We start from the raw sequence: 26,007 nt of genomic DNA, 5'->3' as shown, positions 1-26,007 counted from the left end.
GCTCGCGGCGTGGCTCGCGAGCGGGGACGCTCGCACTACATAATTCCGATGCTACCGGATTTGATATAAGGTGCGCCGTGCGCACCCTACATATAGAAGTTTTGCATAATTCCTGAATTTAAAATAAACGATAGTTTGGAAAAATTGCAAATCTAACATCTAAAATCGATTTGATTTTGCCATTCTAGCAGTAATGCTCGACATTGCAGGCAAGTTAATTTTTTAAGCAAGTCGCGAATTCCGTCTGGGGCTGCAGGATATGCAGCACCGATCAGTTCGGGGTTTACTGTTGGTGTAGGGTGCAATTCTGCAACAAAACCGTAGAGTTTTTGATTGGAGAATGAGCTGTTTATTGCCCAGCCGATGGTGTTGAGGGGTTGGATGCGGGCGATCGTACTTTCTGTCACGCCTAGTTCTTTCTTGATTATAGCTGGAACTGCCGCTGCTGGCGTCGATTCGGCTGGTACGCGACCGCCGGGAAAATCGAGGGTTGCGGATGCCACGCCGGGGCGATACATCGGTGGGGGAAACAGCAATTTGTCAGCTTGAATTGTCAAGATTACAACTGAATCTGCTCTTTCTACTCGCCAATATTCTACTGTTTTTCCTTCGGTTGTTTCGAGATGTTCGGCGATTAGTTTTACCCAATGAGAATTGATTTCTACAAACCGATCTAGAGTTTTCCACTGGGATTTTGCAGTTTGGTTCATGTCAGAATTTTTGAAATAACTCAGATATTGTTTGCTATGGTAATCGATCGTTGCCGAGCGGAACAATAGCCGATCGACCTTCTGAGCTTTGAACCCATTTTCCGCTCTCGATTGTAAATTTTTGCTACAACCCTACACAATTGCCTAGATAATTCCGTAACATAGACTACATAATCGAAATTTATCTGCGCCTTCGCTCTGCGTTGTGACAAACCCGCCTAGGTGCAGACTCTTAGCTCGACAGGAGTAGTTATGCAACTGCAAACAGATATTCGTACTTGGCAATCCCAACCAACGCCCGGAAGCTTCGCCAGTGCCCGCGACTGGGAAAAATTTGGCTGCGCCGTACCTGCACCCAAATTGGCTCCTTCTATGTGGGTTAAATTGTTCAATCCGCCAACCGCATTCAGCTTTGACGAAGCGTGGCTGTTGTGTGAATGTTCGGATGAAAAGTGGCTAGCTTGGATTCCTGATTATGGGGAAATTTTACTGAGTACACATGAATTTTGCGCGACTAAATCGTGAATTACGCATACAAACTTTGATAAACCGGGTGTTAAAATCCCTATCGCTCGGGTTCCACGGGATATTTTGGAAAAAAGCTGGTTTCTGCGTAATTATGTCGTTTGCAGTGAGGAATGCAAGTCCTCAAACTTTGATAAGGACTTGCATTCCTCGCTGCAAACCTCTTATATGATGTCGTTGCAACGGATATCATATAAGTCTTAATAGATATTAATTGAAATTTCGCTAACAAAAAGAGCAATAGGTTTTCTATTGCTCTTTTTGTTCAAAAATACTCTCTAGTTTTTGTCTTCAGACAGCGGAAGTTATATCAACTAGGGTCGATTGACCACAATATCGTCGCGGTGACGGGTTTACTGTATCCATGCTTGCATTGGAGATATTGGTGAACCCGCCCCACGGCAATTACGGTCAATTGAGCCGCCGTGATATTGCTGACTTATTTGCAAACTGCACGGTTATTTGCGTTTCTGACAATCGTGCCTACTCTGCCATTAATCTGAATCGGGTTCTTGGTGCTGGCTCGAATCAAGCGGGGCTGTTTTGCCAGACATTCTCTGATTGATGCTGCCCATGCGGTGAGAGCTCCGGTGTATTCTGGACGAGTCGCTGGCGCGCGAAACTGATCGGTAATTAGGTGATCGCTGGTGATGCTAGTGTCAGTAGCAACAGTGGTAATAATTGGAAAGTCAAAAGCTTTGGGCAAGGTTCTGTCCTGTATTTTGCCTGGTAGCAACTGGTATTGCATCGAGCCACCCTTGTAGTCAATACCTGCTTGAGGGCTTGTGGGAGGGCTTGTTTGAGCGAAGGCGGGAACAGGCAAGCTTGCTACCAAAACGGTGCAAAAACTCCAAAATAATTTCGATTTCATCCGATTCATCTCCTCAACTTTATGACGATTAGCACTAATTTAGGTACGATCAAAAGACACTAGCTTTTATTGAGAAAGCGCCTCATGATATTGAGCTTTTGAGTTTGAGTTCAACGTAGCTAATTTATTACCAAACATCTTCAAAAATGTTAAAACTGGTTTGCCTGACCAACCGTAGAATAGTTTCAGTTGAGTTAGATATTTACACATCTGAAGTTGTTACAGCATTGGGGAGTCGGTTTTACCAGAATGATTCATTTTCGATCGATGTCATTGGAACTTTATCAAATTTTGTCTCAGATATCAAGTTTTGCCGATCGCGTATCACGTTTTAACACTGGTTTGCGGCTCGATCGAGGTTTGAGTGTTGCGGGCTATACCAGGGCGAGAAAGATGCTACAGTGCATCGATGGGCGTTTGAGTATTTTCAGGCGACAATAGACAGAGAAGGGGCTTGAAAATAGGTGATTTTAGTGGAAGATAGTAAATTTATCGACGTATCGGACATTATGGGTGTTCCCGCAGCTCCGGCGGGGTACAAGTCGGGGTTTGTGGGTATTGTCGGGCGTCCGAATGTCGGAAAATCAACGCTGATGAATCAGTTGGTGGGGCAGAAAATTGCGATTACTTCGCCGGTGTCTCAGACGACTCGCAACAGGCTGCGGGGCATCCTGACGACACCGGAAGCACAAATTATTTTTGTCGATACTCCCGGAATTCACAAGCCGCATCACCAATTGGGTAAGGTTTTGGTGCAGAATGCGCGCACAGCGATTCAGTCTGTGGATGTGGTGCTGTTTGTGGTGGATGGTTCGGTGGAATCGGGAGGGGGCGATCGATATATTGTCGAAATTCTCAGCAATTGCAAAGTTCCGGTGATTTTGGGGATGAATAAGTTGGACGAACAACCGTCGGATTCGGTGTTGATCGATCGAACTTACGAGCAAATTGTCAATCCTGAGTGGCCTGTAGTGAAATTTTCGGCTCTCACGGGCGAGGGTGTCGAGCCGCTGCAACAATTGTTAATCGAACATTTGGAGGTTGGGCCTTATTATTATCCGCCAGATTTGGTGACTGACCAGCCGGAACGCTTTATTATGGGCGAATTGATTCGGGAACAGATTTTGCTGCTGACGCGGGAAGAAGTGCCGCATTCTGTAGCAATTGCGATCGACATAGTTCAAGAAGAAGCGAAAATTACCCGCATTCTGGCGACGATTCACGTCGAACGGGATTCCCAAAAAGGCATTTTAATCGGTAAAAGCGGCAGTATGCTCAAGTCGATCGGCAGTGCGGCCCGGGAACAGATTCAAAAGTTAATTGAAGGCAAAGTGTATTTGGAGTTGTTTGTCAAGGTGCAGCCGAAGTGGCGGCAGTCCCGCACCCGTTTAGCGGAATTGGGTTATCGGGTGGAAGAGTGAAACTTTATCTGTTAGCAGTTTCCCTCTGTTAATCCTGATGTGCTCAGAAGCAGAGTTGAGAACTTCATCGAAACCACCAATGAGGAGTGTATGTCGTTAACAGGTATAGCCAAGGAAACATTACAGATTCTAGAAAAAGGCGAGTTCATTTCAAAGCACGGCCATGTTATTAATTTTGCTACCGAGCAGAAGCTGGCAGAGAAAAATACTAAGTTGTATCGACCCGAAGAAGTTGAAAATTTATTGCAAAATACGCAATGTGATGCGAAACAGAGTCTTTTGGTGGAAGTTACCGATGAGACCACTCAAGTAGCCGCCTACCGTTTGGTAAAAGGTGAAGGTTGCCGCGATCTCGTACTCCTAAACTATGCCTCCGCTCGAAATCCTGGCGGCGGATTTATTAATGGTGCAAAAGCACAAGAAGAAGATTTGGCTCGCTGTTCCGGGTTATATCCCTGTCAATTGACACAGCCCGAGTATTATGAAGCAAACCGATCGCAAGATTCTCTTCTTTACACCGATTACCTGATTTATTCTCCAAAAGTTCCTTGGTTTAGAATCCGCAGTCGTGAATTGCTCGATGATTATTTTTTAGCATCTGTTATTACTGCGCCCGCACCAAATGCAGGTCAAGTATTGCGTCGCGATCCCAATGCGCTTCCCGATATTGAAAAAGCATTGCGGCGACGTGCTGGATATGTACTTGCGGTGGCACAAGATAATGGACATCGATCGTTGTTACTCGGTGCATGGGGGTGTGGCGTGTTTTGCAACGATGCCAGTATGGTAGCAGATGCTTTTGGTCAGTGGCTTGAGAGTCCGCGATTTCATGGATGTTTCGATCGTGTAGTTTTTGGTATATATGATTCGGCTAAGAGTAAGGATACATTGAAGGCATTTAAAAATAGATTTAAGTAAAAGTATTGCATTCTCAGCCTCGCTGTCGTCAATGCCTCTAACAATCCCAACGCACGCCGACTTTCAGGAGGTCATCGGCTGGAGTTTGAGGTAGTTTTTAGCAGGCGATTGGGAGCGTTATCTCGCAAACACTGCCTGACCTTGGAGATGATTCGGAAGCTCTATCGAGAGCTTTACCTACAGAAAATTGGTAGAATAAATAGATACGCTTCGCTCGCGCAACCATGCAACAAGCTAGTAGATCCAATCTTTTCACCAAACATCAAACTAGGAGATTCTCAAAAATTCCAACTATGAATTACCGAAACCACATCACGATCGAAGCAAATAAACGCGGTGGTAAGCCTTGTGTACGCGGCTTGCGAATTACGGTTTATGAAGTGCTTGAGTACCTGGCTTCCGAGATGACCGAAGCAGAAATTCTTGACGATTTTCCCGATTTGACGCGAGAAGATTTAAAAGCCTGCATTGCTTATGCTGCTGACCGCGAGCGTCGGTTTATGACCGCGACCTTATCGGCATGAAATTACTTTTTGATGAAAACTTGTCACCCAAGTTGCCGAATCGTTTGAGCGATATTTTCCCAAATTCGCTTCACGTCCTTTGATGTGGGAATGAAAGCAACGATCGACCTAATAGTTTGGGATTATGCAAAACATATGACTGCGCACTTCTTAGTGCAAACGCAGTCAGCCTGGGAACCCTAGCAATAGGAATATTTTGACATAAATGTCTTAAGAATCCCCGTACCGACCGGGCGGGGAGTGTCAAAGGATTTCTACATACCCTTCTGTTCCATGTACGCGAATTCGTTGCCCATCTTTTATCAGTTTGGTCGCATTTTCTACTCCGACAACTGCCGGTAAGCCATATTCACGTGCGATAACTGCTCCATGGGTCATCAGTCCACCAACTTCGGTGACTAGACCTTTTATGGATACAAACAATGGTGTCCAGCTAGGGTCAGTAAACGAGGTGACTAATATATCTCCATCTTCTAGATCGGCGTCTTCCATGTTTAGGATGACACGTGCTCGTCCCTCTATAACTCCGGAAGAAACAGCCAGGCCTACAATAGCTTCAGCCGGGAGATTTTCTCGTTTGTACGCACCGGCAATCATTTCACCATCAGACGTGAGAACACGTGGGGGAGTTAGTTTTTCATAGAGTTTGTACTCGTCTTTTCGGTTGCTGATAATCTGATAATCTAATTGATTTGTAAGTACAACTTCGCGAAGTTCTTCAAACGTGAGATAGTAGGCATCTTCTTTTTCATGAATAACGCCCGCTTGTACGAGTTGTTCGACTTCTTTAAGTAATGCCTGCTTGTAAACGAAGTAGCGACTCACGATACCGTACTTTGGATATTCACGATAGCCGATGAAATTTCGGATCAGGCCGATCATTCGTTGTGTCTCTCTGGCTTTTTGCTCACCCTCCGGTAATTGCTTCAATCGCTCTAACAACTCTTGTTCTTTTTTCAAGGCTTCCTGTCGTCCTTGCTCAAATTTGCGATCGCTGGCACCAGGCTCAAAGTTTTTGATGTTACTAAGAATCAAGGGAACAAGCGTTGTTGGTTTTTCGCTCCAACGAGTTCTCGTAATATCGATTTCTCCGACACATCGCATTCCGTATTTGTTGAGAAAAGTAGCGATCGCGTTCTGGGCTTCCTGTCCATCCTCAAGCTTCACTAATTCATCTAGAAAGTTATCCTCTTTTACCTGTTGCAAATACTCAATGACTTCCGGGTAAGGACGAATCGCATCCGCAACATCCAATAGTGCCAGACCCATCTCCGAAGTAATATTGTTAGGTGCTGATTGAGAAAGCGTATCCGCTGCGTTTTTTTCGCCTAACCACTCCATCATTTTCTCATTGATCCAGGAGGAAGCATTCATACCAGTCATAAGCACACCAAAACCCTGTGAATCAGAGTTTGTCTTCTTTAATTGCTGGATATCTTCCAGGATAAAATCAAACAGATCCGATCCTGATTTCGTTTGGATGGTTTGTTTTAACGCTTCGATCGAGGTTTGACTCTGTTGAATCAAATCAGCAACAATCGCCGGATCGTAGTCGTTTAGGGTTTGAAAATCAGCAGGCGATCGACCTTTACTGCTTTTGCCGAGACTCCGATCGTCGGGTAACGATTTTATAAAATCTCCCCGCTCTATGATGGTTGTAAGTGCGTCTTTCATGAGCGGATCAGATTTTCCCAATGTGACGTTTAATACAGTTTTTCTGCTGACAGGTGAAGCCAGCGTCGCTGTAACATCAACAAATAACCTTCCACCAGCAGTGTGCATGGGTGCATGGGTCGTTAACAGGAAAAAAGACAATCCCAATGGTTTCATGGCATCGGTCATCATTTGGTTGTGACCGACAGAAACAAAGACGTGATTTTCCCGATCGTTCGTTTCAGGGATCGGAAATAAAGTGGTGATTGGGCGACTCTGGACAATATAAAATGTATCATCAACTAAACACCATTCGATGTCCTGGGGACAGCCGAAATGTTCTTCGATCTTTCTGCCCGTGCGCTCAAGCTGTACAATCTGCTCATCCGTCAGCGCTTGCTTATTTTGTCTCTCAGGCTCAATTTCCTGTTCTTTCGTACCCCCATCTTTTAAGGCATAAACAGCCAGTTTCTTGGTAGATATCTTCTTATCGATAACCTTGCCGTTACACACTTTATAGCTATCAGCATTCACCAGGCCGGAAACCATTGCCTCACCAAGTCCGAAGCTGGCATCAATGGATAACACTTTTCTATTAGAAGTGACGGGATCGGCAGTAAACAAAATTCCTGCCACCTGCGGGAAGACCATCTTCTGAACAACCACAGACAGGTGGACTTTACGGTGGTCGAAGCCGTTTTGCAGGCGGTAAATGACTGCTCGATCGGTAAATAGCGATGCCCAGCACTTGCTGATGTGCTTTAGGATTGCTTCTTTTCCAATAATGTTTAAATAGGTATCTTGCTGACCGGCAAAGGAAGCGGTGGGTAAATCCTCGGCGGTTGCGCTCGATCGGACGGCATAGGCGTTCTTTTCTCCGAGTTTGGAGAGGAGGCGGGCGATCTCTTCATTAATGTCTTGAGGAATGGCTATCCCTTCGATGACCCTACGAATCTCACCGCTAAGTTCACCGATTTTATCCCGGTCTTCCACCTTTAGAAGCGATAACCGATCGAGTAATTCGTTAATCGACGGCGTTTCCCCAATGATGCTTTTAAAGGCTTCAGTAGAAATACAGTAGCCATCCGGTACGCGGATTCCTTCAATCTTGGAAAGTTCCCCCAGGTTTGCGCCTTTACCCCCAACCACCATGATTTTTGTTTTGTCAATCTCCTGAAAACCAAGCACATAGGAACTCATATATTTACCTCCTGTGGCAATTCTTTCTTTAATTATTTTGATGACATCCTTCGGGCTAAAACGATTTACCGGAGCATTGTACTTCAACTCGACTTTAGCAAATTAGAAAGAGGATGCGAGCAGTTGAATCAACTGTTCGCGTTCTGCATCAAGCAATAAAACCGGAGTGGGGGTTGAGAACAGGTCGGGAAGTCGAGATAGCCCCCTCGCCCAACAACAATAGAACGCGATTCCAACAACAGTAAAGTAAACTGAGAGCAGCCCCATTCCCCCCAGTTGACCCTATGCCGCGCTGGTTCAACACCGCAGGCCCTTGCCGCGCCGACATCCACTATATGTTACCGGCAACCCGTCGCCTCCCGAATTTAGAGCGACTGATTGCTCAGCAAAGCTATTTCGTCATCCATGCACCCCGACAAGTGGGGAAAACCACCGCCATGCTGGCATTAGCCAAACAACTCACCGACAGCGGACAATACACCGCCGTGATGGTTTCTGCTGAAGTCGGCGCACCTTTCAGTCAAGACATCGCGGGTGCAGAAGAGGCGATTCTGGGTGCTTGGCGAGATAACATTTCCTTTCGCCTGCCACCCGAACTGCAACCGCCCGATTGGACAAGCATACAGTCGGGACAGAAAATTCGGGCGGCTTTACAAGCTTGGGCACAAGTTTCATCTCGTCCCCTGGTCATTTTGATCGACGAAATTGACGCATTGCAAGACCAAGCGTTGATTTCCATCTTGCGACAACTGCGCGATGGCTATCCCAATCGTCCGAAAGCGTTTCCTCAATCGGTGGGTTTAATTGGTTTGCGCGATGTTCGCGATTACAAAGTGGCTGCGGGTGGTAGCGATCGACTCCATACATCCAGTCCGTTTAATATTAAAGTGCGATCGATTACTCTCAGAGATTTTACGGCTCAAGAAGTCGCCGAACTCTACGCGCAACACACTCAAGATACCGGACAAATTTTTACACCGTCAGCCGTAGCGTTAGCTTTTGAACTCACTCAGGGACAACCTTGGTTAGTGAATGCTTTAGCTAAGGAAATCGTAGAAGAATTAGTTACCGATGAATCGATCGCCATTACGCCCGATCGTATTTTAGAAGCTAAAGAAATTTTAATCAAACGCCAAGATACGCATTTGGATAGTTTAGCTGAACGACTGCGAGAAAACCGAGTCAAAGCCATTATCGAGCCGATGTTAGCCGGACGAGAACTGCCAGAATTTTCTAATGACGATCGCCAATACCTCGTAGATTTGGGCTTGCTCAAACGAGATCCGGCTGGGGGTTTGGTCATCGCCAATCCGATTTATCGAGAAGTGTTGCCGCGAGTTTTGGCGCAAGGGCCACAAGATAGTTTACCGATTATCAGTCCGAGTTGGTTGAACGATCGCGGCGAACTACTACCAGATGCACTCCTGCAAGCGTTTCTTGCGTTTTGGCTGCAACATGGCGAGCCCTTACTCAAAAGTGCGTCTTACCCCGAAATTGCCCCGCATTTGGTGTTGATGGCATTTCTGCATCGGGTGATTAATGGTGGGGGAACGTTGGAGCGGGAATATGCGATCGGGCGCGACAGAATGGATTTATGTTTGCGTTATGGTGAGGTAACATTGGGAATTGAACTGAAGGTTTTGCGAACTCGGAAAGTCGATCCGTTGAGTAAAGGATTGGAACAGTTGGATGGATATTTGGCTCGATTGGGACAAGATGAGGGGTGGTTGGTGATATTCGATCGGCGCGAGAATGCACCGGAATTGGAAGAGCGATTGAAAACTGAAATTCAGGTTAGTCCAATGGGAAGAACGATTACAGTCATTCGTGCGTGATAAATCCAATGAATTTCCGAAAAGTCGTCTTTCCACTGGAGGGATAGATGGAAATTTTCGAGATATTTATAGAAATAGCGGAAATATGAAGATTCGCTTTCCGAAAATCACTTGCCAGTTGTCCGTCTATCTGGTAGAATTATGAGAATATATGGAGGAAGTCGGTCTAATTAATAGTTAGGCGGCTTAAAATCTCGGCTGGGACGGTACAGCGATATTGTTTGTGAGGCAGACAAAGCCTAGTCATTTCAAGTTCGCCGTAATACAAGCTACTCTAATTAACAAATATAATTACAGGTTGGGAGTGAGGCAATGTCATCACCGTGGGAGGCAATAAGTGCAATCTCATCTCTTATTCAAACAATTGTAATTATTGTCACAGTTGGGTTTGCTATTTTACAAATCAGACAGACAAATCAAAGTCATAAGCTAGATGTATCTCTTAGGCTATTTGATGAGCTTTCTTCACCCAACAGCAGGAAGAATAGAGCGTTCATATATTCCCTTAAAAACAAAGATCCGTCTCAATTAACAACAGAGGAACTTCTCATTGTTGATGAGGTTTTATCAAGCTTAGACCGTGCTTGGATATTAATAGAAAATAAGCAAATAAACAGTAAATTTGTTTACGAAACTTATGGAGAAATTTTCTTAAAAATTTGGAGAGTGACACAGCCAATAGTCATGTATGAGAGACAAAGTAGAGGAAATTACTATCGGCAAAGAACAGAAAGTTTAATCAAAAGTGTAAGAAAGTATTTTAAGATGCAAAACAAACCATTAGAGTATCCAGTTTAAGGACTTCACTTTTCATTTAGTCCGTCGCCTAACAACCGCACTGCAACGGAATGTGTCAAGTTGGTTGGTTGAGTTGCAGAGGTTATCTGCATCCGGTGAGTGCGAACGTTATCTCGAAAACGCTGCCTGACCTTGGAGATGATTCGGAAGCTCGATCGAGAGCTTGACCTACAGAAAATTGGTAGAATCAATAGATACGATTCGATCGCGCACCATGCAACAAGCTAGTAGATCCAATCTTTTCGCCAAACCTCGAACGAGGAGATTCTCAAATGCCATTGGCTGAACTAATGTCACAGATCCAGGAACTTTCAAGAATTGACAAGCTTCGGCTGATGCAGTTTCTGGCAACAGAACTGGTCAAAGAAGAAGATGCAACAAACTTTTTTGTTGCCGATCGAGAGTATCCGGTCTGGTCGCCTTACAATTGCTCTGAGGCTGCCAATGTTTTAATGAATCTTCTGACGACAAAACAACAAGAACAAAGTGATTGACGCTCAGAGATTTCCCTACAAAATCATTGACAGCAGTCCTGCCATGGTCGATCGAATGCCGTATCTGCCATTGACACTCAGCCTGAACGGTCAATCCTTGAACGCTGAGGGCTTACTAGATACAGGCGCAAGCGTTAATGTTTTGCCCTACGAGTTAGGGCTACAACTAAGCTTAGTCTGGGAAAATGAGACACTCTCAGTCGTATTGGCTGGGAATTTGGCTCGATTTGAAGCCCGCGCAGTCGTTGTTAATGCGTGAGTTAGTTCATTCCCAACGCTTAACCTGGCATTTGCCTGGACACAAGCAACCAATTTACCTTTGATTTTGGGGCAAGCTAATTTCTTCTTCGAGTTTGATGTCTGTTTCTTCCGGGCACGTTCAGAAGTTGAAATCCGTCCTAAGCAGAGTGAATAGAAATGAAGACACTCCAACTATACCGTTATCTCGTAAACACTGCCTGACTTTGGAGATGATTCGGAAGCTCGATCGAGAGCTTGACCTAAAGAAAATTGGTAGAATAAATAGATACGCTAGATGTCGATCGCTGCCGATGGGCGATCGCTTATAATCGGATGAAAGCGCGATCGATAAAACTCACCCCAAAAGCACCTATGAAAAGCACGATCGAAATCGATAGCTCCCTCATCACCAATGCGCTCCAAGTCACCGGACTGACTGCACAACAAGAAGTCATCGAATTGGCCCTGAGCCTGCTGATCCAAATGAAAAACCAAGAGAACCTACGTGCGCTACGGGGTAAACTCGCCTGGGACGGCGACCTCGATCGCATGAGAACGGATACGCAACAATAGTAAGCCCATGATTATTGTTGATTCCAGCGTCTGGATTGACTACTTTAACGGACAATCGACTAAATTACTAGTGGGGCGAAGCCAAAAGCTGATCTGCTAGAACCAACTGGTTTATATCTTCATTTAGGTTTACAGCTAACATGCAAACAGTTCAAGTTGAATACTCAGGTCAAATTCAAGTAAAAAAAGGTGAAAGCCCCAAAGAATTGTATGCTCACCAGAACGAAGCAATAAAAGCTCTGAATCATAAAAATCAATCTGCATTTGAAGGTTTACTAGTTCTACCTACAGGCGGGGGGAAAACTTTAACTGCTGTGCACTGGTTACTACGTAACTTTATTGACAAACGCAAGAAAGTTTTATGGATAGCTCACCGTCACGAGTTACTAAACCAAGCAATAGAAACTATAAAGTTCACTGCCTATAGTTCGCTCTTAAAAGATGCTGATAAATTTAGCTTTCGAGTAATTTCAGGGCATCCTAAGCACGATATTCCCGTGAACATAAAACTGACAGATGACATCATTATTGCTAGTAAAGATAGCTTAAATAGTGGATTAACTCACCTTCTAAACAATTGGGTAGAGCATTGTGATTCAATACTTTTAGTGGTCGATGAAGCACATCATGCAACCGCAAAGACTTATCGAAAACTAATCAATGCCATCAAAGAGAATTTTGAAAAACGTCAGAAGCAAGATGCATTTAGAATGCTCGGTTTAACTGCAACTCCATTCAGATCGGATGAAACTGAAGCGGGTCTATTAAAGAAAGTTTTTCCTGACGATATTATTTTCTCTGAGCATCTAAGAAACTTAATTACGAAAGGAATACTTGCGGAACCAGTTTTTGAGGACTTGACTACCCAATTAGATTTTTACAACGAGCTAAGCGATAAAGACATTAAAGCAATAGAAGATTTTGACAAATTACCTAAAAATATTTCTGAAAAGATCGCAAAGTCTAGTATTCGCAATATGCAAATCGTAGATCACTATGTTAACAATCGAGATAAATACAAGCCAGTATTGTTGTTTGCAATTGATGTAGAACACGCTATTACATTAAATGGTTTATTCAAAAAAAGAGAAGTTAGCTCGGATTTTGTGGTTTCTAAAATAGTTGACATTGCGACAGGAGCTACAATTTCATCTGGCGACAACTCTAAGAAAATCGAGCGATTTAGGAATGGAGAACTTGAGGTACTTATTAATGTTGAGATGTTAACAGAAGGAACTGATCTCCCAAATGTTCAAACTGTTTTCCTTACCCGCCCGACCACTTCCACAATCTTAATGACTCAGATGATAGGTAGAGCTTTGCGTGGTCAAAAAGCAGGGGGGACAGAAAAAGCCTATGTAGTTAGCTTTATTGATAATTGGGAAGATAGAATTAGTTGGGTCAATCCTGAAAAATTACATCTTGAAGATGATGCAGAATTTGTTGATAGAGATATCCAGACAGTTAAGAAGATTGCTCGACTTATCTCTATCGATAAGATGGAAGAATTTGCGCGGATTATGGATGACTCCATAGATACAACGGGATTAGAGAAATTAGATTTTTTGAAGCGAGTCCCCGTTGGAATTTATCGTTTTTCAATTCTTGAGCCTTCTGAATCGAAAGAGCCTACACCGAAGAACTATACGGTGCTTGTGTACAGTGATACAGATGAAATCTACAATAATTTTGTTAATGATTTAGAAGCCATACTTAATACTGTCAATATTGAAGATAGAGAAATATTGACTGATAAAGAGCTTGAATATTTGCTCCAAATTGCAATAGACAACTATTTTCTTGACCATGAGTTTTTAATAGGCTATAGAGATCGGGACATAGAAAACATCTTACGCTACTACGCACAAAAGCAAATAAAGCCAGAGTTTATTCCATTTGCAGAAAAGAACAAGTGCGATATATATAAGGTTGCAAGGCATATCTACGATAACGATCTTGGCGAGAGAGCTAAAACTGAGTACATTAATTCACTTTGGAGTGCAGAGCAGTCATTCTGGCAGGTGATTTTTGACTACAATCTGCTTTACTTTTGCAAGCAATTAGATATTGAAATCTACAAGATCAAAGGACTATACGGCAATCTCGATTTATCCCGCCCAACAGTGATACCTGATGAAATTCCACTTGAGAATCTATCGATTGAACAGATTAGAGAAAAAGACCCAGAAGAATATAGAAAAATTGTAGATACTGTATACGAAAGAGCTACAGATGGGTGGGATTTCATCACTTGTGCCAACAGTGGATTTAAGAGTAAGACTCGGATAAATTTTCAGATCGATCACATCACACCAATGTCAAAAGGTGGTCTCACCACGCTAGAAAATCTTCAAGTTCTGTCTCGTAAAGCCCATACAGAAAAGACCCGATTGGAAAATTTAGAAAAATAATAGGTTGTTCGACCTAAATGGCTGTCTAACACTGCGTTGGAGCCGACTACTAAAAAACTGATCTGTAAAAGCCAAAGTTTGAGCGGGGGCTCAACTTACTGCCGTTATCTCGCAAACGCAGCCTGAATTTGGAGATGATTCGGAAGCTCGATCGAGAGCTTGACAAATCAGAAAATTGGTAGAATCAATAGATACACTTCGATCGCGCACCTATGCAACAAGCTAGTATATCAAAAAAAAAGATGTTTGTGTAAATCGTTAAAATAATACCAAAAACAACCAGGAAAAACCCATGTTAACCCTAGAAATGGTAATCCAAAAAATCCAACATTTTTCCCCCGAACAACGCAATAAAGTTATTGAATTTATCGAATTTCTAGAATTTCAAGCCAGCCAAACTAAAACGATAGAACCCAAAAAAGATGACTCCAATCAAGAACAATCCTTTTTTGAGCTAGCGGGAATCTGGGAAGGAAAAAATATCACCCTAGACGACATTCGCCAAGACGCATGGGGTAAAGAAAACCAATGATTTTGTGTGACACCAATATTCTCATCGAATTCTATAAAAACAATACCGCCATCATTCAAGAACTACGACAAATCGGCAGCCAGAACTTAACCATTAGCATTATCACCAGAGCAGAACTGTACTATGGCGCACTCAACAAAAACGAACTAAACCGCATTCAAAAACACCTCGACTTACTTCAAAATATTCCCATCGATCGACCCATCTCAGAGCAATTCATCCAACTCATGGCGCAATATTCCCTAAGCCATAAACTCACAATTCCCGATGCCATGATTGCCGCCACCGCCCTAACCCATAACATTAGCCTCTATACCCTGAACCTCAAAGATTTTCGCTTTATCCAAGGCTTAAAAATATATCAATCTCCCTTCCATGACCCAAACTGAAGCAGTGGGGTAAGAGATTCAGCGCACCGAACAATTCAAAAAAGGCTTGCTGCAAAAAATGTTTGTGTAAATTAGGGAATAGGGAATAGAAATAAACTCCATTTCGAGAGAAAATTGGGAGCGTTATCTCGTAAACACTGCCTGACCTTGGAGATGATTCGGAAGCTCGATCGAGAACTAAGGATTCCGGTGGATAAATGTCGCCCTACATTACCCACACTAATTGCTGCTTTATTCTACGATTTATCAACAGATAAAAAAATCAAAATCCCTTCAATCGGTGAAAAACGGGAACGGGAATTGCGGTCTCCTACAGCTAGGATCTTGATATGATATTTACGAGCAAGCCAACTCGTTGAGGCAACAATCCCCGTACCTTGATAGTCGGGGAGTGTCAACAACAACTATCAAGGCAACTCAACGGAACTCGGTTTAGCAATGTGAGGCAAGCCCCAGCCCAATTTTTCCCGCAAAATGTGGAAAAACTCAAAAGATTGCACCCGAACAAAGCGGGCTTGGTACGGAGCTCGCTCGACTTGCACCCAATCCTCCGGCAAAACATAACATCCGCCGTTCCCGTCTACCACCATTACCAGGCGGTTCGGACTCGCAGGCAAAATCTTGACCGGCTCGGTGTTGGAAAACACCAAAGCCCGCGAAGCCATTGAATGCGGGCAAATAGGCAGCAACTGCAACACCGGCACTCCGGGAATGATCACAGGGCCGCCGGCAGAAAGGGCGTAAGCTGTCGATCCCGTGGGAGTCGAGATAATTACCCCATCTGCGGCAATGTCAATAGAGGCGTGCTGCCCGATCGCCACTTCAAAATGACACATACAAGTCAGCGGTTCCCGGTGCAGCACCATTTCATTGAGACAAAGGGCTTCCCAGAGGCAGTCGTTTTCTCGAAACAGCCGCACGGCCAGCATTGACCTTTCTTCGATTTCGTATTCTCCGGCGATCGCCTTTTCCAAAGCTTGCGGCAGCAAGTTCAGGTAAGTTTCTGTTAAAAAGCCCATGTGACCGGTATTGACAGTCAGCAGCGGCACTCCAATCGGAGCGACTTGGCGAAATGCCGACAGTACCGTACCGTCGCCGCCCAAAACCACTGCAAACTCCATGTCGCTGTCAAAACCGGGGGGGACGAGTTGGTCGATCGGAGTGTGGCACATCGGGCGATCGGGGCTAGAATAGCCCAGAATTCCTCCAGAACCAGAAACCGAACAGACCTCCCAGCCGCGGGCAGTCAGCTTGTCTTCCAACTCTGCGGCAATGCGACAAGCCACAGGTTTAACGTCGTTGTATATAATCCCAGCTTTCGGCACTTTAAAATGTAAAGGGCATTTTTTGTTTACTCCGTTTTTTAGTCTTAAGCTGCTCGTACTCTATTTCCTTGAGCTTCTTCATAATCAGATTAAAGTATTCTTCGAGATAAGACTCCAAAGTAGTAGTTTCTTTAGGGTCGATTCCGAAGACGCTGTAAACGTCATCCATCGGAGCTTTCAAGGGTTTTCCGGCTGCTAAAACTTCTGAAAAAGCCAATCTGTCAGCTACGTTCCAACTCCACTGAAAGAACTTAGCAAATTGACGAGTAGCCTGCAACAAGGCATCTGGGGTGCGCGTAATTTTCGCTTGCTTCCCTGACAGCCGTTCGCACAACCGCACGATTTCTTCAGCATCCCAAGCGCGATTTCCCACCACTGGAAAGCTTTTTTTCTCAGTTTCGGGAACAGAAAGGGCTCGGACGGCAAACTTCGCAACGTCCTGAGTGTTCATGTAAGCGAGGGCTGACGGCTTGTTGGGCAGCCAGACTGCCTGATTGTCCAAAATCGGCATTGCATACAGGCTCAGCAGTCCTTGCAAAAAGCCGCAAGGTCTCAAGATTGTGTAGTCTAGACCGGATTCTGCTAAGAACAACTCGGTACAGCGCTTTATTTCCAACAAGGGGACTTGGGGATATTTCTCGGCGTCGAGAAAGGAAAAGAATATGTAACGCTTGATGCCTGCTGCTGCTGCTGCTTGGATCAGCGATACTTTTCCGTCCCAGTCTACTCTTTTGATGCTGACAGAATCCGCAGCACTGGCTGTTGCTGCATCGATAATAGCACTGACGCCTTCTAGCGCCGGAACTAGGCTGTCGGGCTGGCAAAGGTTTCCCGGTACGAGTTCCGCGCCCCATTCTTTCAAAAAGGCCGCTTTTCTGTAATTTCTGACTAAACAGCGCACCTGGTAGCCCTCGTCTAGGGCGCGGCGGGCTATTTGGCGGCCGAGGGTGCCGGTGGCACCTAAAATCAATAAAGTCATCTAGGGATTAATGATGAATCTTAAACTTTCTATAAGATGGTATCAGGTTTTTGTTAAGTTTTTATAACAAACTTAACAAAAACCTGAAATCCTCTCATCAAACGATCGCCCCGGCATCCGGCGTCCGGGAAGAGACATCAGTAGAACTCTTGCAAAAATACAATGCACCCCACCCCAACCCTCCCCTTAGTAAGGGGAGGGGGCAAGATTATTCTTGTTTCCCCCCTTTATAAGGGGGGACTAAGGGGGGTGAATTTGACTTTTGCAAGATATCTAGTTAAGCAAAAATGTGCGATCGGGAAATCCCGGAGAATTTATCGGCAGTAAAAATTTTGCCTTCAGCCTTCATACTTCTGTCTTCGGAACGATGTGTGAAATCACTCAGAACTCAACCACCAAATGTGAATCAACCGGGTTTTTCTACTCTCGCCAAGGGTGCTGCACGATGTTTTTGGTAGAAAAACCCGGTTTCTGGATCGGGCACGATCGCTTATTCTTCGCCGCCTTGGAGTTTGAGCAGCAGGAAGCCTCCACCGATACCGACGAAAATTAGGGAAAAGGACAAAAAGGCTGCGCTGAGAAATTCAGGGTTCATTTGTTTTAGAGTTCCTTGACGATTGCAAATTAAATAAACATAATTTGACACTCCCCGCTCTTTTATAGATGGGGATTCTTAATTCAGCGAACTACCTTAAAATTGGCTATCTCTTGCGAGCAATTCCTGAACCATTTGACCGTACCAAAGTAACAATCAAAAAGTCGAGTTTAGACAATTTGTGCCGGTTCACCTGAATTAAGCCTACTAGAATACTCGCCTAGAGTTTGGGCGTGCCGCACCCTACTTTTTTATCCAAAATTTTAGTTTTCCTGGTTGTTGGGTCAAGTTTTCCTTGTCCTAACTGTTTTTATAGCGGATCGAGTCACCCACTTGACATTACTACTTCTCGATCGATCGTTCCACTGGCAGATCGTGGTTTAACGTATCAACGGTTTTACAGCCTGTGTCATGGTAGGTATTTTACTGTATCAAGCTACTCATATCAACAATCACCATCACAAAGAACTTAACAGAGATTGTCAAGCCTGCTGCGCCGCTTCAATCGCCGGTGTCGCATTCGCGAGGTTTTCAGCATTTTTCTGCTGTTTTTGGCAAATTAGCTAGCTAAATGCTAAAATTTCAGTGCCCAAATTCCTGTATTTTGTTGGAGAACTGCCTTGAGTTTCGATCGGGAATCAAAACTAGCTGTAACTCTGGGAGATCCGGCGGGAATTGGCCCGGAAGTGATTCTCAAGGCTTTGGCAGATCCCGCTGCTGCTTTGATGGTGACGGTTTTCGGCTCTAGGATGATTTTGCAGCAAACTTACGATAAGCTGCGATCGAGCCATCCAGCAGCAGAAGCGGCAAATCCCGAAACATTAAACATTATTGATATTGAACCAGACAGCAAGTGGGGCGAAATTGTCCCTGGTGTCGGGAGTGCAGCTAGCGGCGCGGCTAGCTTTGCTTACATGGAAAGCGCGATCGCCCGTACCATCGCCGGCGAATTCTCCGCCATCGTGACAGGCCCGATTTCCAAAACTTGCTGGCAAGCGGCAGGTTACAATTATCCCGGACAAACAGAACTCCTCGCAGAAAGGGCGAAATCGCAGCGGTTCGGAATGCTGTTTGCCGCCACATCTCCACACAGCGGTTGGACGCTCGTAACTTTACTGGCTACCACACATATTTCCCTGCGTCAAGTACCCGATGCTTTGACTCCAGAATTGCTGAGCGAAAAACTAGAATTGCTGGTAGAGTGTTTGCACGAAGATTTTGGGCTAGAAAGACCGAAAATTGCAATTTCTGGCTTAAATCCTCACAGCGGGGAAAATGGCAAACTGGGAAATGAAGAGCAAGACTGGATGATACCTTGGTTGGAAACGCAGCGCGATCGCTTTCCTCAAATCCAGTTAGACGGGCCAGTCCCCCCAGATACCCTGTGGGTGAAACCGGCTAAAGTTTGGTACGGTTTAGCCACAGAAGCTCACGACGGTTACTTGGCAATGTACCACGACCAGGGGTTGATTCCAGTAAAATTGATGGCTTTCGACAAAGCAGTCAACACTACAATTGGCTTGCCTTTTGTCCGCACATCTCCCGATCACGGCACAGCTTTTGATATTGTAGGTCAAGGGATTGCCGATGCCTCCAGCATGAAAGCAGCATTGCAGTTGGCGGCCCAGTTGGCTAGTCGCAGAGCAGCAGTTAAAATATGGCCATAGCTTTATTACGCCTGACGCTACGAAAAATTGTGTCATTCTTATTGATTTTCGCGCTGCGCGAGGCGACAAGCAAGCTGGTCATTTCCTGCGATCGGTTAAAATCAAGTTTTGGTAGCGCAATATGTCAGCATCTAATGATAATTCACGCAAAATACATCAGTCAGAAAAAGAGGTTTCTGATGCTACTCGGGCAAGTTCTAACGCTGGAGAGCAACTTCAGGAATTGCTAACCATACTAACTGAGTTCCAGTTATTAAAAAAATCAAAAAAAGAACCAAGCGAGCTGAAATTACCCCTTTCAGAAAAGTCTGTTCAGCGGTTGGAGGATGAGGAAAATCGGCGCAACAAATTGTCTTTTCTGATCGAATCACCGGCTATTGTACCAGAAGTCTTAACTAACAATGAAGAGATCCCTTCTCAAAGACGAGAACAAAATAATGAGGAACCCGATTTATCAGTTACCGCGAAGGTAGCAAAAAATCATCGACCGTCTGAGGAAGAATTAGAACAAGCAGTGGAGGAGTTTAAGCGGTTGCAGCAACTGCTGTTTGAAAGGGATTTGCCGGAATTTTACAGTAATGTTTTGAGCGTGGAACAAAGGTTAGAAAATTTTGAGCAGCTCATGTCTGAGCCCCAAGAGTTGATGAATTTACTGAAACCTTTAATTCCTGAGTTAGTAAGAGAAGAATTAGAGAGGTTGAAGTCTGAATTTAAAAAGGCGATCGAACTCGCGAGCAATAATAAAATTAATGGACTCGAATTACCGGCGAAATTAGCGGATTTGGAAAATCAAATTGCTAAATTCAACCAGCAGCAACTGCCGAATGCAGAACAGTTAATGCAACGGCTGATACCGGTGGTGGGCGAGCTGCTCAACCGCAAGCTAGAGGAGTCTAAGTTAGAAGTAGCTTCGGCGATCGCACCAAAAGTCAATAAAGTAATTCACAATCAAAACGGACTTGAAGAACACGTAGTAAGAATTGAAGATAGACTTGCGAATATTCAGCAGCGTTACCAGCAGCAACCAGAAGATTTAATCAAGCAGCTAGTGCCGGTAGTTAGCGATTTGCTGAATCGCAAAATTAGTGAATTAAAGTTAGAGGTTGTAGCAAGTGTCGCCCCGTCAGTACAGGTAAGAATAGCTTGGGTAGAAATAGAAGAAAAAGTATTGAGCATCATCGAGCGCCGGCTGGCTACGCAGCAGTCGCCAATTCAGAAGCCAGAAGAGATAATGGCGATGCTAATGCCAGCAATCACTGATTTGCTGAACCGGAAAATCGATGAATCCAAATTAGAGGTAGCAGCGGCGATCGAACCTTTGATAGAATCAGCAATTCTTCAAAGAGAAGTTCAAGGAAAAGTGAGCGACGTAGAAAGTAGACTAAATAATCTTCAACGACAGCAAAAGTCTCAGCCGGAAGAAATAATGGCAAGGTTGATGCCGTTAATGATTGAGTCGCTGAACCGGAAAATCGACGAGACCAAGTTAGAGGTGAGAGAGGCGATCGCGCCGGCTGTCAATACGGCTATTCAAAACAGCGGTATTGGAGGACAAATATTTAAAAATGAAAGTAAGATTGTCGAAGTTCAGCAGCAAGTTTTAGCCGAGATAGAAGGGTTGATGGCAAGAATCATGCCCGCGATTGTAGAGATGCTGTCGCGAAAAATCGGGGAAGCAAAGCTAGAGATAGAATCTGCGATCGCCCCCGCTGTCGATGCGATCGTTCAGAATAAAAGGATTGATGAAAGACTCGGCACTATCGAACAAAAAATTGTGGCGATCGAACACCGGATTTATGAATCGACAGACTTGTTTACCGATTTATTGAAACCTTTGATTGACGAGCTGATGGTTAGCCATCACGCCCAACTGCAAAAGTCGGTCATAGAATCTATTTTACCATTGTTAGATGAAGTTGTAAGTTATAATTACAGGCTCAACGATAAAGTAGGGGAACTCGATCGCAAAATTACTGATGCTGAATGGGGAGGCGATCGGGAACAATTAGAGGCCAGAATTAGAATCATATTTCCCGAAATGATGCTTCAAACAATTAATGAGTCAAAAAAATCGTTTACCGAAACAATAGCTCCGATAATTGATGAAGTAATTAATACCAAAACCCGAGAAAACAGGCAATCAATGGGAGTAGCTATATCGCCGGCTCTTTCTGTGGGAATCAGCCACAGAATCAGTGAATCGCCCGATGAAATTGCAATGGCGATCGCACCGGAAATGGCCGCCGCTATCAAACAGCAAATTCATCTCAAGCGAGAAGCAATGTCGGATGCACTTTATCCGATTATCGGCAGCACGATTTTAAAATACATCGCCGAGATGATGCGGGACATTAATCAAAAACTCGAATCATCTTTAAGTCCAGAGGGAATTAGTCGCAAATTTAAAGCCAAATTGCAGGGAATTTCTGAAGCCGAACTGCTGATGCAAGAAACAACACCGCTGACTGTTAAAGCTGTGTTTTTAATTCAAACAGAATCGGGCTTAGTAATTTCAGCAGTGCAGCACTCTGAACGCGAACAGCTAGAATCAGACATGGTAGCGGGAATGCTGACGGCTATTCGGGCTTTTGTCAACGATTGTATAGTTCAGTCGGGAAATATTGCAGAGATTGATGCTATAGAATACGGCACATCTACGATCGTATTGGAAGTAGCTGGTTCGTGTTATTTAGCAGTAGTGATGCAAGGAGAAACCCGGCCGTGGTTTAAGTACAAAATGCGAGCGATATTCAAAAATATTGTTCAAGAATACGGAGAGCAAATCCAGTCATTTAACGGCGATCTGACCACTGTGCCTGCAGAAGTCAACTTGAATTTGCAAAAATTAATCGATACAGATATAAAAGTTAAATCTCCTAAACTGCCAATTTTACCCATTATCGGTTTGGCAGCGTTAGGTTTAATTGGCGTACCTTGGGGAATTCATCAATACCGCAGCTCAGTTGCAGCCAGCTTAGAAGCAGATACAAATTTAGCTTTACAATCTGCTCCCGAGTTATCGGTTTATCGCCTCGCGGCAGATGTTAAAGATAAAGTCTTGGAGATTTCGGGACGAGTGCCGAATCAAAAGCTGCGATTGAGAGCGGAAAAAATCGCTCAGCAAACGGCTCCAAAATTAAGAATTGACAATAAAATTATAGCTGTTGAAGTACCAGCCGATCCGGTTTTAGTCGAAGCAGATGTCAAGCGGACGGCAGCTCTTTTGAATAAAGTAGAAAGCATTGATATCTCGGCTCGGTATACAGAGGGAAAACTCGCCGTTGCAGGCAGCGTGGGCAAAGCGGCAGATGCTGAGAAAATAACTCAAGCTTTTGAGAAAATTCCGGGGGTGAAGTCTGTAACAAATACAGTAATAATAGGAAGTCAACCGCAGTCAAAAATAATGGCAGTTCGCGTGTATTTCGGTGCAGGTTCGGCAAGTTTGCAGGCGAAAGATGTAGCACAAAAGCTTAGCAAAGTCAAGGAATATATGGAGAAAAATCGCACGAAGAATTTGAGGATAATTGGCTACAGCGATTTTAAAAGCACTCCGGTAGAAAATCAAAAGTTGGCACTGGAAAGGGCGACAAATGTGAAAGGTATTTTGGTTAAACAAGGGATAAATGGCAACAGAATACAAGTTGCTTCTACTAAGGGTCGTCCTGAAGGTGTGGAGGCCAATCAATCGCTGTGGCTGAGCAGATTGGTAATATTTGAGGTGGTAAATTAAACTTGGGAAGGGGGAATTGGGCATCGGGCATCGGGCATTGTTAATTGGGAATTGTTAATTGCTAGCTAATGACTAATGACTAATGACTACTGACTACTGACTACTGACTACTGCCTTTTAAATTAATCGAACTCGCCCGGAGGTAAAGGCCTGTATTCGATCGCCCGCCAAGCATACTAACAAGCGGCCGCTTCCGTCAATGCCGGCGGCTTCTCCGCAGATGGTTTCGGAGGAAAGTTCGATCGCCACCGGGCAGCCAATCAACGCATCGCGGCGGCGCAATTCCGGCAAAAGTAGCGCTAAACCGGACTTGGAGGCTGGCTTGTCTGCGGTAGAAAACATATCGGCTAGTTCGAGTAAATAGTGCCGCAGTCGATCGAGCAAACACAGTTCATCTGGTACTGTACTAGCAATAGAATGCAAGCTTACGGCATTGCCGATCGCCTTTTCATCCAATCCCGCAGCCGCGAAATCTACGCAGCGGTTGAGTCCAATTCCCACAACGGCGCGAGTTTTACCCAAAGCATTGCCGTTGGTGGCTTCGCAGAGAATTCCGGCTAATTTGTGGCGATCGATCCAGACATCGTTTGGCCATTTCAGGCGCAGCATATCGCGACAGTCGGGAACCAAATCTTCGATCGCGTAAATCACCGCTAAACCGGCTGCTAAACTGAGTCCTGGCAACAGATTGGGGTTGAGGTTGTCGAGTACAAAACTAACAGTTAAGACACCGCTTGGGGCGTGCCAGGTGCGCCCGTGTTGGCCGCGCCCGCTGGTTTGTCGCCTAGTAAATACTGCATCTCCGTGGTGGAGTTGCGCCGCGCAGGCGATCGCCCAACTGTTGGTACTCGGACAGGTATCCAAGGAGTGTAGCCAGTGAGGGAGGTTTGGGCGATCGGGTTCTGGGGTTGCGGGCACGGGAGTTAAGGGCAATTCAGACAAGGTGTGATTTGTAGTATTTGATATTTAAAAGCTGATTATCGCATTTTCCAGAAGTGCGACCTCGCGCGACGGCGAAAATTCAGAGAAATTGGAGTGTAGTACAGTTTCAGCATCAGATTAACCTTACGCCACACACCTATTTAGCAGCAAAATTCTTGATAGATAAGGGTTTATGGGTACGCCAAGGGTTGGTGGGAGCGATCGGCACCCCTTTAAAAAACCCAATTTTAAAAAAAGTTGTATTACCCCCTTGACAGTCTTGTATTATGCAATGTAGTATAAATGTATGGCGAAGGGAAAGAGCTTCAAAGCCTTACCCCACGAGCAATATGAACCTTGAAAACAGAATAGGAAGTTAATCGTGTCACATAATTGTGGACATCGGCGGTGTAGACTCCGGCAACAATAGCCCGATCGGGTTGTAGTACGCGGAATCAACCGCCACCCCGTCCCAACTTGAATAATTCAAGGACAGAATATTGTTCATTTTCGCGGGGGTATAGCTCAACCGGTCAGAGCAGTCGCCTGTCGAGCGAAAGGTTGCGAGTTCAAGTCTCGTTACTCCCGTCAGTCGATTTTAGATTTTAGATTTTAGATTTTAGATTTACTCCACAGGAGAAGAATCTCGGAATTGGAACTTTGGTCTAAAATCCACACCTCCTGTCGGAAAGCAAGTATCCGTTTTTCGGCGGGGGTCAAAGTCCCGTAGGCAAAAGTGAAGCCGTCTCCCCCTCAAGGAGAAGATTGCGAGTGCAAACCTCGTCGGGACTCCCAGGTTAGGTGGCCGAGTGGTTGAAGGCGTCGGTCTGCAAAACCGATTTTCGCGGGTTCAAATCCCGCCCTAACCTCTGTTCTCAATCAGAAATTAAAAATTAGAAATTAAAAGATTAAACTAACAGTCTTTTAATTGATTTTTTTAACTGTGAAAAGGAACGAAGCGAAAGTGACATTGCAGCGTAGCTTAATAGTAAAGCGCCAAGTTCATACCTTGGTCAATGCGGGTGCAAATCCCGCCGCTGCCACCAAAAGCAGGGATGGTGTAACTGGCAACACTCTGGTCTCCAAAACCAGCATTCTGAGTTCAAATCTCAGTTCCTGTGCCAATTTATAGTGCTGTAGGCAAATGGTTTAAGCCGCTTGGTTTTCACCCAAGTGATTGCGGGTTCAACTCCCGTCAGCACTTCCAAACTGGGTCGGCCCTCCTATTGGCGTGGGTAGCTGTCTGTAAAACAGTAGCTTAAAGCGTTGCTGGTTCAATTCCAGCCCGACCCATTTGCAACTGCATTTAATACGCAGTTGCAATTTTGAGAACGTGGTGTAGCCGGATAACATCTCAGTTAATAAAACTGAAGATTGAGGGTTCAAATCCCTCCGTTCTCGCTCGCTGAGGAGAGGTGGCCGAGAGGCTTAAGGCACCTGTTTGCTAAACAGAATCGGATCAAACCGACGCAGGTTCAAATCCTGTCCTCTCCGTTGAAATTTCCCCCGATAGCTCAGTTGGTAGAGTGCTTGTGTGAAGAACAAGAGGTCGTCAGTTCGATACTGACTTGGGGGATTGCGTTGCCTTATAGCTCAATGGTAGAGCAAGCGGTTGTTAACGGGAGCGTGTCACTTTTGCGATGAGTATAAATACTCAGAAATACTAGGGCAGAGGTTTTGAGCTATTGTTGGGCAA

At 44.8% G+C, this 26,007-nt stretch carries 25 protein-coding genes and 10 tRNA genes; 27 read left to right on the top strand and 8 right to left on the bottom strand.

The features are described 5' to 3' along the window. Positions 1–152: 152 nt before the first annotated feature. Complete coding sequence (locus tag QUA02_RS28945) at positions 153–710, bottom strand: NUDIX hydrolase (protein WP_333032971.1); 558 nt, start codon at positions 708–710, stop codon at positions 153–155. Positions 711–962: 252 nt separating this feature from the next. Between QUA02_RS28945 and QUA02_RS28940 the strand changes: the two genes are divergently transcribed. Continuing rightward, positions 963–1,235, top strand: coding sequence for a hypothetical protein (locus tag QUA02_RS28940; RefSeq protein ID WP_333032969.1), 273 nt, complete (start codon positions 963–965; stop codon positions 1,233–1,235). A gap of 439 nt (positions 1,236–1,674) precedes the next feature. Here the strand turns inward: QUA02_RS28940 and QUA02_RS28935 are convergent, their stop codons facing one another. Then, complete coding sequence (locus QUA02_RS28935) at positions 1,675–2,106, bottom strand: hypothetical protein (protein ID WP_333032968.1); 432 nt, start codon at positions 2,104–2,106, stop codon at positions 1,675–1,677. A gap of 267 nt (positions 2,107–2,373) precedes the next feature. On the opposite strand from QUA02_RS28935, the gene QUA02_RS28930 reads away from it, so the two are divergent. The 5 genes from QUA02_RS28930 to QUA02_RS33750 all read left to right on the top strand — a co-directional run bounded on the left by QUA02_RS28930 (position 2,374) and on the right by QUA02_RS33750 (position 5,052). Then, on the top strand, positions 2,374–2,547 hold the full coding sequence (locus QUA02_RS28930) for a hypothetical protein (protein WP_333032966.1): 174 nt from the start codon (positions 2,374–2,376) through the stop codon (positions 2,545–2,547). A 68-nt stretch (positions 2,548–2,615) separates the two neighbouring features. Then, positions 2,616–3,527, top strand: coding sequence for a GTPase Era (gene era, locus QUA02_RS28925; RefSeq protein WP_333032973.1), 912 nt, complete (start codon positions 2,616–2,618; stop codon positions 3,525–3,527). A 90-nt stretch (positions 3,528–3,617) separates the two neighbouring features. Then, positions 3,618–4,445 carry a TIGR02452 family protein gene (locus tag QUA02_RS28920; RefSeq protein ID WP_333032963.1) on the top strand — a complete coding sequence of 276 codons (828 nt, stop codon included), beginning with the start codon at positions 3,618–3,620 and terminating at the stop codon, positions 4,443–4,445. A 293-nt stretch (positions 4,446–4,738) separates the two neighbouring features. Continuing rightward, on the top strand, positions 4,739–4,969 hold the full coding sequence (locus QUA02_RS28915) for a DUF433 domain-containing protein (RefSeq protein ID WP_006634608.1): 231 nt from the start codon (positions 4,739–4,741) through the stop codon (positions 4,967–4,969). After that, on the top strand, positions 4,966–5,052 hold the full coding sequence (locus QUA02_RS33750) for a DUF5615 family PIN-like protein (RefSeq protein WP_263053636.1): 87 nt from the start codon (positions 4,966–4,968) through the stop codon (positions 5,050–5,052). Before QUA02_RS28915 ends, QUA02_RS33750 begins: the two co-directional genes overlap by 4 nt. A 160-nt stretch (positions 5,053–5,212) precedes the next feature. Here the strand turns inward: QUA02_RS33750 and ppsA are convergent, their stop codons facing one another. Further along, positions 5,213–7,822: a phosphoenolpyruvate synthase gene (ppsA, locus tag QUA02_RS28910; RefSeq protein WP_333032961.1), complete on the bottom strand. Its 2,610-nt coding sequence runs from the start codon at positions 7,820–7,822 to the stop codon at positions 5,213–5,215. Between the two features lie 284 nt (positions 7,823–8,106). Here ppsA and QUA02_RS28905 point away from each other — a divergent pair, with 284 nt between their 5' ends. The 9 genes from QUA02_RS28905 (at position 8,107) to QUA02_RS28865 (ending at position 15,094) form a co-directional block, all read left to right on the top strand. Continuing rightward, positions 8,107–9,657 (top strand): ATP-binding protein, encoded by a 1,551-nt coding sequence (locus QUA02_RS28905; protein ID WP_333032959.1) that lies wholly within the window; start codon positions 8,107–8,109, stop codon positions 9,655–9,657. A gap of 312 nt (positions 9,658–9,969) precedes the next feature. After that, positions 9,970–10,455, top strand: a complete 486-nt coding sequence (locus QUA02_RS28900) for a DUF4760 domain-containing protein (RefSeq protein ID WP_333032957.1) — start codon at positions 9,970–9,972, stop codon at positions 10,453–10,455. Between the two features lie 272 nt (positions 10,456–10,727). Next, positions 10,728–10,949, top strand: a complete 222-nt coding sequence (locus QUA02_RS28895) for a hypothetical protein (protein ID WP_333032955.1) — start codon at positions 10,728–10,730, stop codon at positions 10,947–10,949. Further along, complete coding sequence (locus tag QUA02_RS28890) at positions 10,942–11,208, top strand: pepsin/retropepsin-like aspartic protease family protein (RefSeq protein WP_333032953.1); 267 nt, start codon at positions 10,942–10,944, stop codon at positions 11,206–11,208. The genes QUA02_RS28895 and QUA02_RS28890 overlap by 8 nt, the downstream gene beginning before the upstream one ends. Positions 11,209–11,305: 97 nt before the next feature. Continuing rightward, complete coding sequence (locus QUA02_RS28885) at positions 11,306–11,518, top strand: hypothetical protein (RefSeq protein WP_333032950.1); 213 nt, start codon at positions 11,306–11,308, stop codon at positions 11,516–11,518. A 43-nt stretch (positions 11,519–11,561) separates the two neighbouring features. Further along, positions 11,562–11,762, top strand: a complete 201-nt coding sequence (locus QUA02_RS28880) for a type II toxin-antitoxin system VapB family antitoxin (protein ID WP_333032949.1) — start codon at positions 11,562–11,564, stop codon at positions 11,760–11,762. 140 nt (positions 11,763–11,902) lie between these two features. Continuing rightward, positions 11,903–14,173, top strand: a complete 2,271-nt coding sequence (locus tag QUA02_RS28875) for a DEAD/DEAH box helicase family protein (RefSeq protein WP_333032948.1) — start codon at positions 11,903–11,905, stop codon at positions 14,171–14,173. A 292-nt stretch (positions 14,174–14,465) separates the two neighbouring features. After that, positions 14,466–14,705, top strand: a complete 240-nt coding sequence (locus QUA02_RS28870; RefSeq protein ID WP_333032947.1) for a DUF2281 domain-containing protein — start codon at positions 14,466–14,468, stop codon at positions 14,703–14,705. After that, positions 14,702–15,094 (top strand): type II toxin-antitoxin system VapC family toxin, encoded by a 393-nt coding sequence (locus QUA02_RS28865; protein ID WP_333032946.1) that lies wholly within the window; start codon positions 14,702–14,704, stop codon positions 15,092–15,094. The genes QUA02_RS28870 and QUA02_RS28865 overlap by 4 nt, the downstream gene beginning before the upstream one ends. 407 nt (positions 15,095–15,501) lie before the next feature. Here QUA02_RS28865 and QUA02_RS28860 read toward each other — a convergent pair whose 3' ends face one another. From QUA02_RS28860 to petM, 3 genes are all read right to left on the bottom strand, one after another. Further along, entirely contained in the window at positions 15,502–16,419 is a 918-nt protein-coding gene (locus QUA02_RS28860; RefSeq protein ID WP_333032945.1) for an NAD(+) kinase, read from the bottom strand. A gap of 1 nt (position 16,420) precedes the next feature. Further along, positions 16,421–17,398: an NmrA family NAD(P)-binding protein gene (locus QUA02_RS28855; RefSeq protein ID WP_333032944.1), complete on the bottom strand. Its 978-nt coding sequence runs from the start codon at positions 17,396–17,398 to the stop codon at positions 16,421–16,423. A gap of 490 nt (positions 17,399–17,888) precedes the next feature. Beyond that, positions 17,889–17,993 carry a cytochrome b6-f complex subunit PetM gene (gene petM, locus QUA02_RS28850; protein WP_193974770.1) on the bottom strand — a complete coding sequence of 35 codons (105 nt, stop codon included), beginning with the start codon at positions 17,991–17,993 and terminating at the stop codon, positions 17,889–17,891. A gap of 620 nt (positions 17,994–18,613) precedes the next feature. Here petM and pdxA point away from each other — a divergent pair. Together pdxA and QUA02_RS28840 are read left to right on the top strand one after the other, a co-directional pair. After that, positions 18,614–19,660: a 4-hydroxythreonine-4-phosphate dehydrogenase PdxA gene (gene pdxA / locus QUA02_RS28845; RefSeq protein WP_333032943.1), complete on the top strand. Its 1,047-nt coding sequence runs from the start codon at positions 18,614–18,616 to the stop codon at positions 19,658–19,660. A gap of 121 nt (positions 19,661–19,781) precedes the next feature. Further along, positions 19,782–23,390: an OmpA family protein gene (locus QUA02_RS28840; RefSeq protein ID WP_333032942.1), complete on the top strand. Its 3,609-nt coding sequence runs from the start codon at positions 19,782–19,784 to the stop codon at positions 23,388–23,390. 117 nt (positions 23,391–23,507) lie between these two features. Here QUA02_RS28840 and QUA02_RS28835 read toward each other — a convergent pair whose 3' ends face one another. Both QUA02_RS28835 and QUA02_RS28830 read right to left on the bottom strand, forming a co-directional pair. Next, entirely contained in the window at positions 23,508–24,332 is an 825-nt protein-coding gene (locus QUA02_RS28835) for a biotin--[acetyl-CoA-carboxylase] ligase (RefSeq protein WP_333032941.1), read from the bottom strand. 364 nt (positions 24,333–24,696) lie between these two features. Beyond that, the gene (locus QUA02_RS28830) at positions 24,697–24,819 is read right to left on the bottom strand and encodes a hypothetical protein (protein ID WP_278187183.1); all 123 of its coding nucleotides are present in this window, start codon (positions 24,817–24,819) and stop codon (positions 24,697–24,699) included. A gap of 6 nt (positions 24,820–24,825) precedes the next feature. Between QUA02_RS28830 and QUA02_RS28825 the strand changes: the two genes are divergently transcribed. The 10 genes from QUA02_RS28825 to QUA02_RS28780 all read left to right on the top strand — a co-directional run bounded on the left by QUA02_RS28825 (position 24,826) and on the right by QUA02_RS28780 (position 25,887). Beyond that, positions 24,826–24,899, top strand: a tRNA-Asp gene (locus tag QUA02_RS28825). A gap of 132 nt (positions 24,900–25,031) precedes the next feature. Next, positions 25,032–25,106 (top strand) — tRNA-Glu (locus QUA02_RS28820). After that, positions 25,107–25,180: transfer RNA gene (locus tag QUA02_RS28815), tRNA-Cys, on the top strand. 102 nt (positions 25,181–25,282) lie between these two features. Further along, positions 25,283–25,357, top strand: a tRNA-Met gene (locus QUA02_RS28810). Between the two features lie 3 nt (positions 25,358–25,360). Continuing rightward, a tRNA-Trp gene (locus QUA02_RS28805) sits at positions 25,361–25,435 on the top strand. 6 nt (positions 25,436–25,441) lie between these two features. Further along, positions 25,442–25,518 (top strand) — tRNA-Glu (locus QUA02_RS28800). Between the two features lie 4 nt (positions 25,519–25,522). Then, positions 25,523–25,604: transfer RNA gene (locus QUA02_RS28795), tRNA-Tyr, on the top strand. A gap of 34 nt (positions 25,605–25,638) precedes the next feature. Next, positions 25,639–25,712, top strand: a tRNA-Tyr gene (locus QUA02_RS28790). 8 nt (positions 25,713–25,720) lie between these two features. Further along, a tRNA-Ser gene (locus tag QUA02_RS28785) sits at positions 25,721–25,805 on the top strand. 9 nt (positions 25,806–25,814) lie between these two features. Continuing rightward, a tRNA-Phe gene (locus tag QUA02_RS28780) sits at positions 25,815–25,887 on the top strand. Positions 25,888–26,007: the final 120 nt, after the last annotated feature.

Source organism: Microcoleus pseudofavosus SVA1_A4, assembly GCF_036700565.1.
In the GTDB taxonomy this organism is placed as follows: domain Bacteria; phylum Cyanobacteriota; class Cyanobacteriia; order Cyanobacteriales; family Microcoleaceae; genus Microcoleus.
Note: the sequence above shows the minus strand (reverse complement) of the source record. Positions and strands in the feature narration are given on the sequence as shown.

What these genes read in the sequence shown, in the direction of transcription:
- QUA02_RS28945 (WP_333032971.1), bottom strand. Translation starts at nt 710, where the DNA reads ATGAACCAAACTGCAAAATCCCAGTGGAAAACTCTAGATCGGTTTGTA.
- QUA02_RS28940 (WP_333032969.1), top strand. Translation starts at nt 963, where the DNA reads ATGCAACTGCAAACAGATATTCGTACTTGGCAATCCCAACCAACGCCC.
- QUA02_RS28935 (WP_333032968.1), bottom strand. Translation starts at nt 2,106, where the DNA reads ATGAAATCGAAATTATTTTGGAGTTTTTGCACCGTTTTGGTAGCAAGC.
- QUA02_RS28930 (WP_333032966.1), top strand. Translation starts at nt 2,374, where the DNA reads ATGTCATTGGAACTTTATCAAATTTTGTCTCAGATATCAAGTTTTGCC.
- era (WP_333032973.1), top strand. Translation starts at nt 2,616, where the DNA reads ATGGGTGTTCCCGCAGCTCCGGCGGGGTACAAGTCGGGGTTTGTGGGT.
- QUA02_RS28920 (WP_333032963.1), top strand. Translation starts at nt 3,618, where the DNA reads ATGTCGTTAACAGGTATAGCCAAGGAAACATTACAGATTCTAGAAAAA.
- QUA02_RS28915 (WP_006634608.1), top strand. Translation starts at nt 4,739, where the DNA reads ATGAATTACCGAAACCACATCACGATCGAAGCAAATAAACGCGGTGGT.
- QUA02_RS33750 (WP_263053636.1), top strand. Translation starts at nt 4,966, where the DNA reads ATGAAATTACTTTTTGATGAAAACTTGTCACCCAAGTTGCCGAATCGT.
- ppsA (WP_333032961.1), bottom strand. Translation starts at nt 7,822, where the DNA reads ATGAGTTCCTATGTGCTTGGTTTTCAGGAGATTGACAAAACAAAAATC.
- QUA02_RS28905 (WP_333032959.1), top strand. Translation starts at nt 8,107, where the DNA reads ATGCCGCGCTGGTTCAACACCGCAGGCCCTTGCCGCGCCGACATCCAC.
- QUA02_RS28900 (WP_333032957.1), top strand. Translation starts at nt 9,970, where the DNA reads ATGTCATCACCGTGGGAGGCAATAAGTGCAATCTCATCTCTTATTCAA.
- QUA02_RS28895 (WP_333032955.1), top strand. Translation starts at nt 10,728, where the DNA reads ATGCCATTGGCTGAACTAATGTCACAGATCCAGGAACTTTCAAGAATT.
- QUA02_RS28885 (WP_333032950.1), top strand. Translation starts at nt 11,306, where the DNA reads ATGTCTGTTTCTTCCGGGCACGTTCAGAAGTTGAAATCCGTCCTAAGC.
- QUA02_RS28880 (WP_333032949.1), top strand. Translation starts at nt 11,562, where the DNA reads ATGAAAAGCACGATCGAAATCGATAGCTCCCTCATCACCAATGCGCTC.
- QUA02_RS28875 (WP_333032948.1), top strand. Translation starts at nt 11,903, where the DNA reads ATGCAAACAGTTCAAGTTGAATACTCAGGTCAAATTCAAGTAAAAAAA.
- QUA02_RS28870 (WP_333032947.1), top strand. Translation starts at nt 14,466, where the DNA reads ATGTTAACCCTAGAAATGGTAATCCAAAAAATCCAACATTTTTCCCCC.
- QUA02_RS28865 (WP_333032946.1), top strand. Translation starts at nt 14,702, where the DNA reads ATGATTTTGTGTGACACCAATATTCTCATCGAATTCTATAAAAACAAT.
- QUA02_RS28855 (WP_333032944.1), bottom strand. Translation starts at nt 17,398, where the DNA reads ATGACTTTATTGATTTTAGGTGCCACCGGCACCCTCGGCCGCCAAATA.
- petM (WP_193974770.1), bottom strand. Translation starts at nt 17,993, where the DNA reads ATGAACCCTGAATTTCTCAGCGCAGCCTTTTTGTCCTTTTCCCTAATT.
- QUA02_RS28840 (WP_333032942.1), top strand. Translation starts at nt 19,782, where the DNA reads ATGTCAGCATCTAATGATAATTCACGCAAAATACATCAGTCAGAAAAA.
- QUA02_RS28830 (WP_278187183.1), bottom strand. Translation starts at nt 24,819, where the DNA reads ATGAACAATATTCTGTCCTTGAATTATTCAAGTTGGGACGGGGTGGCG.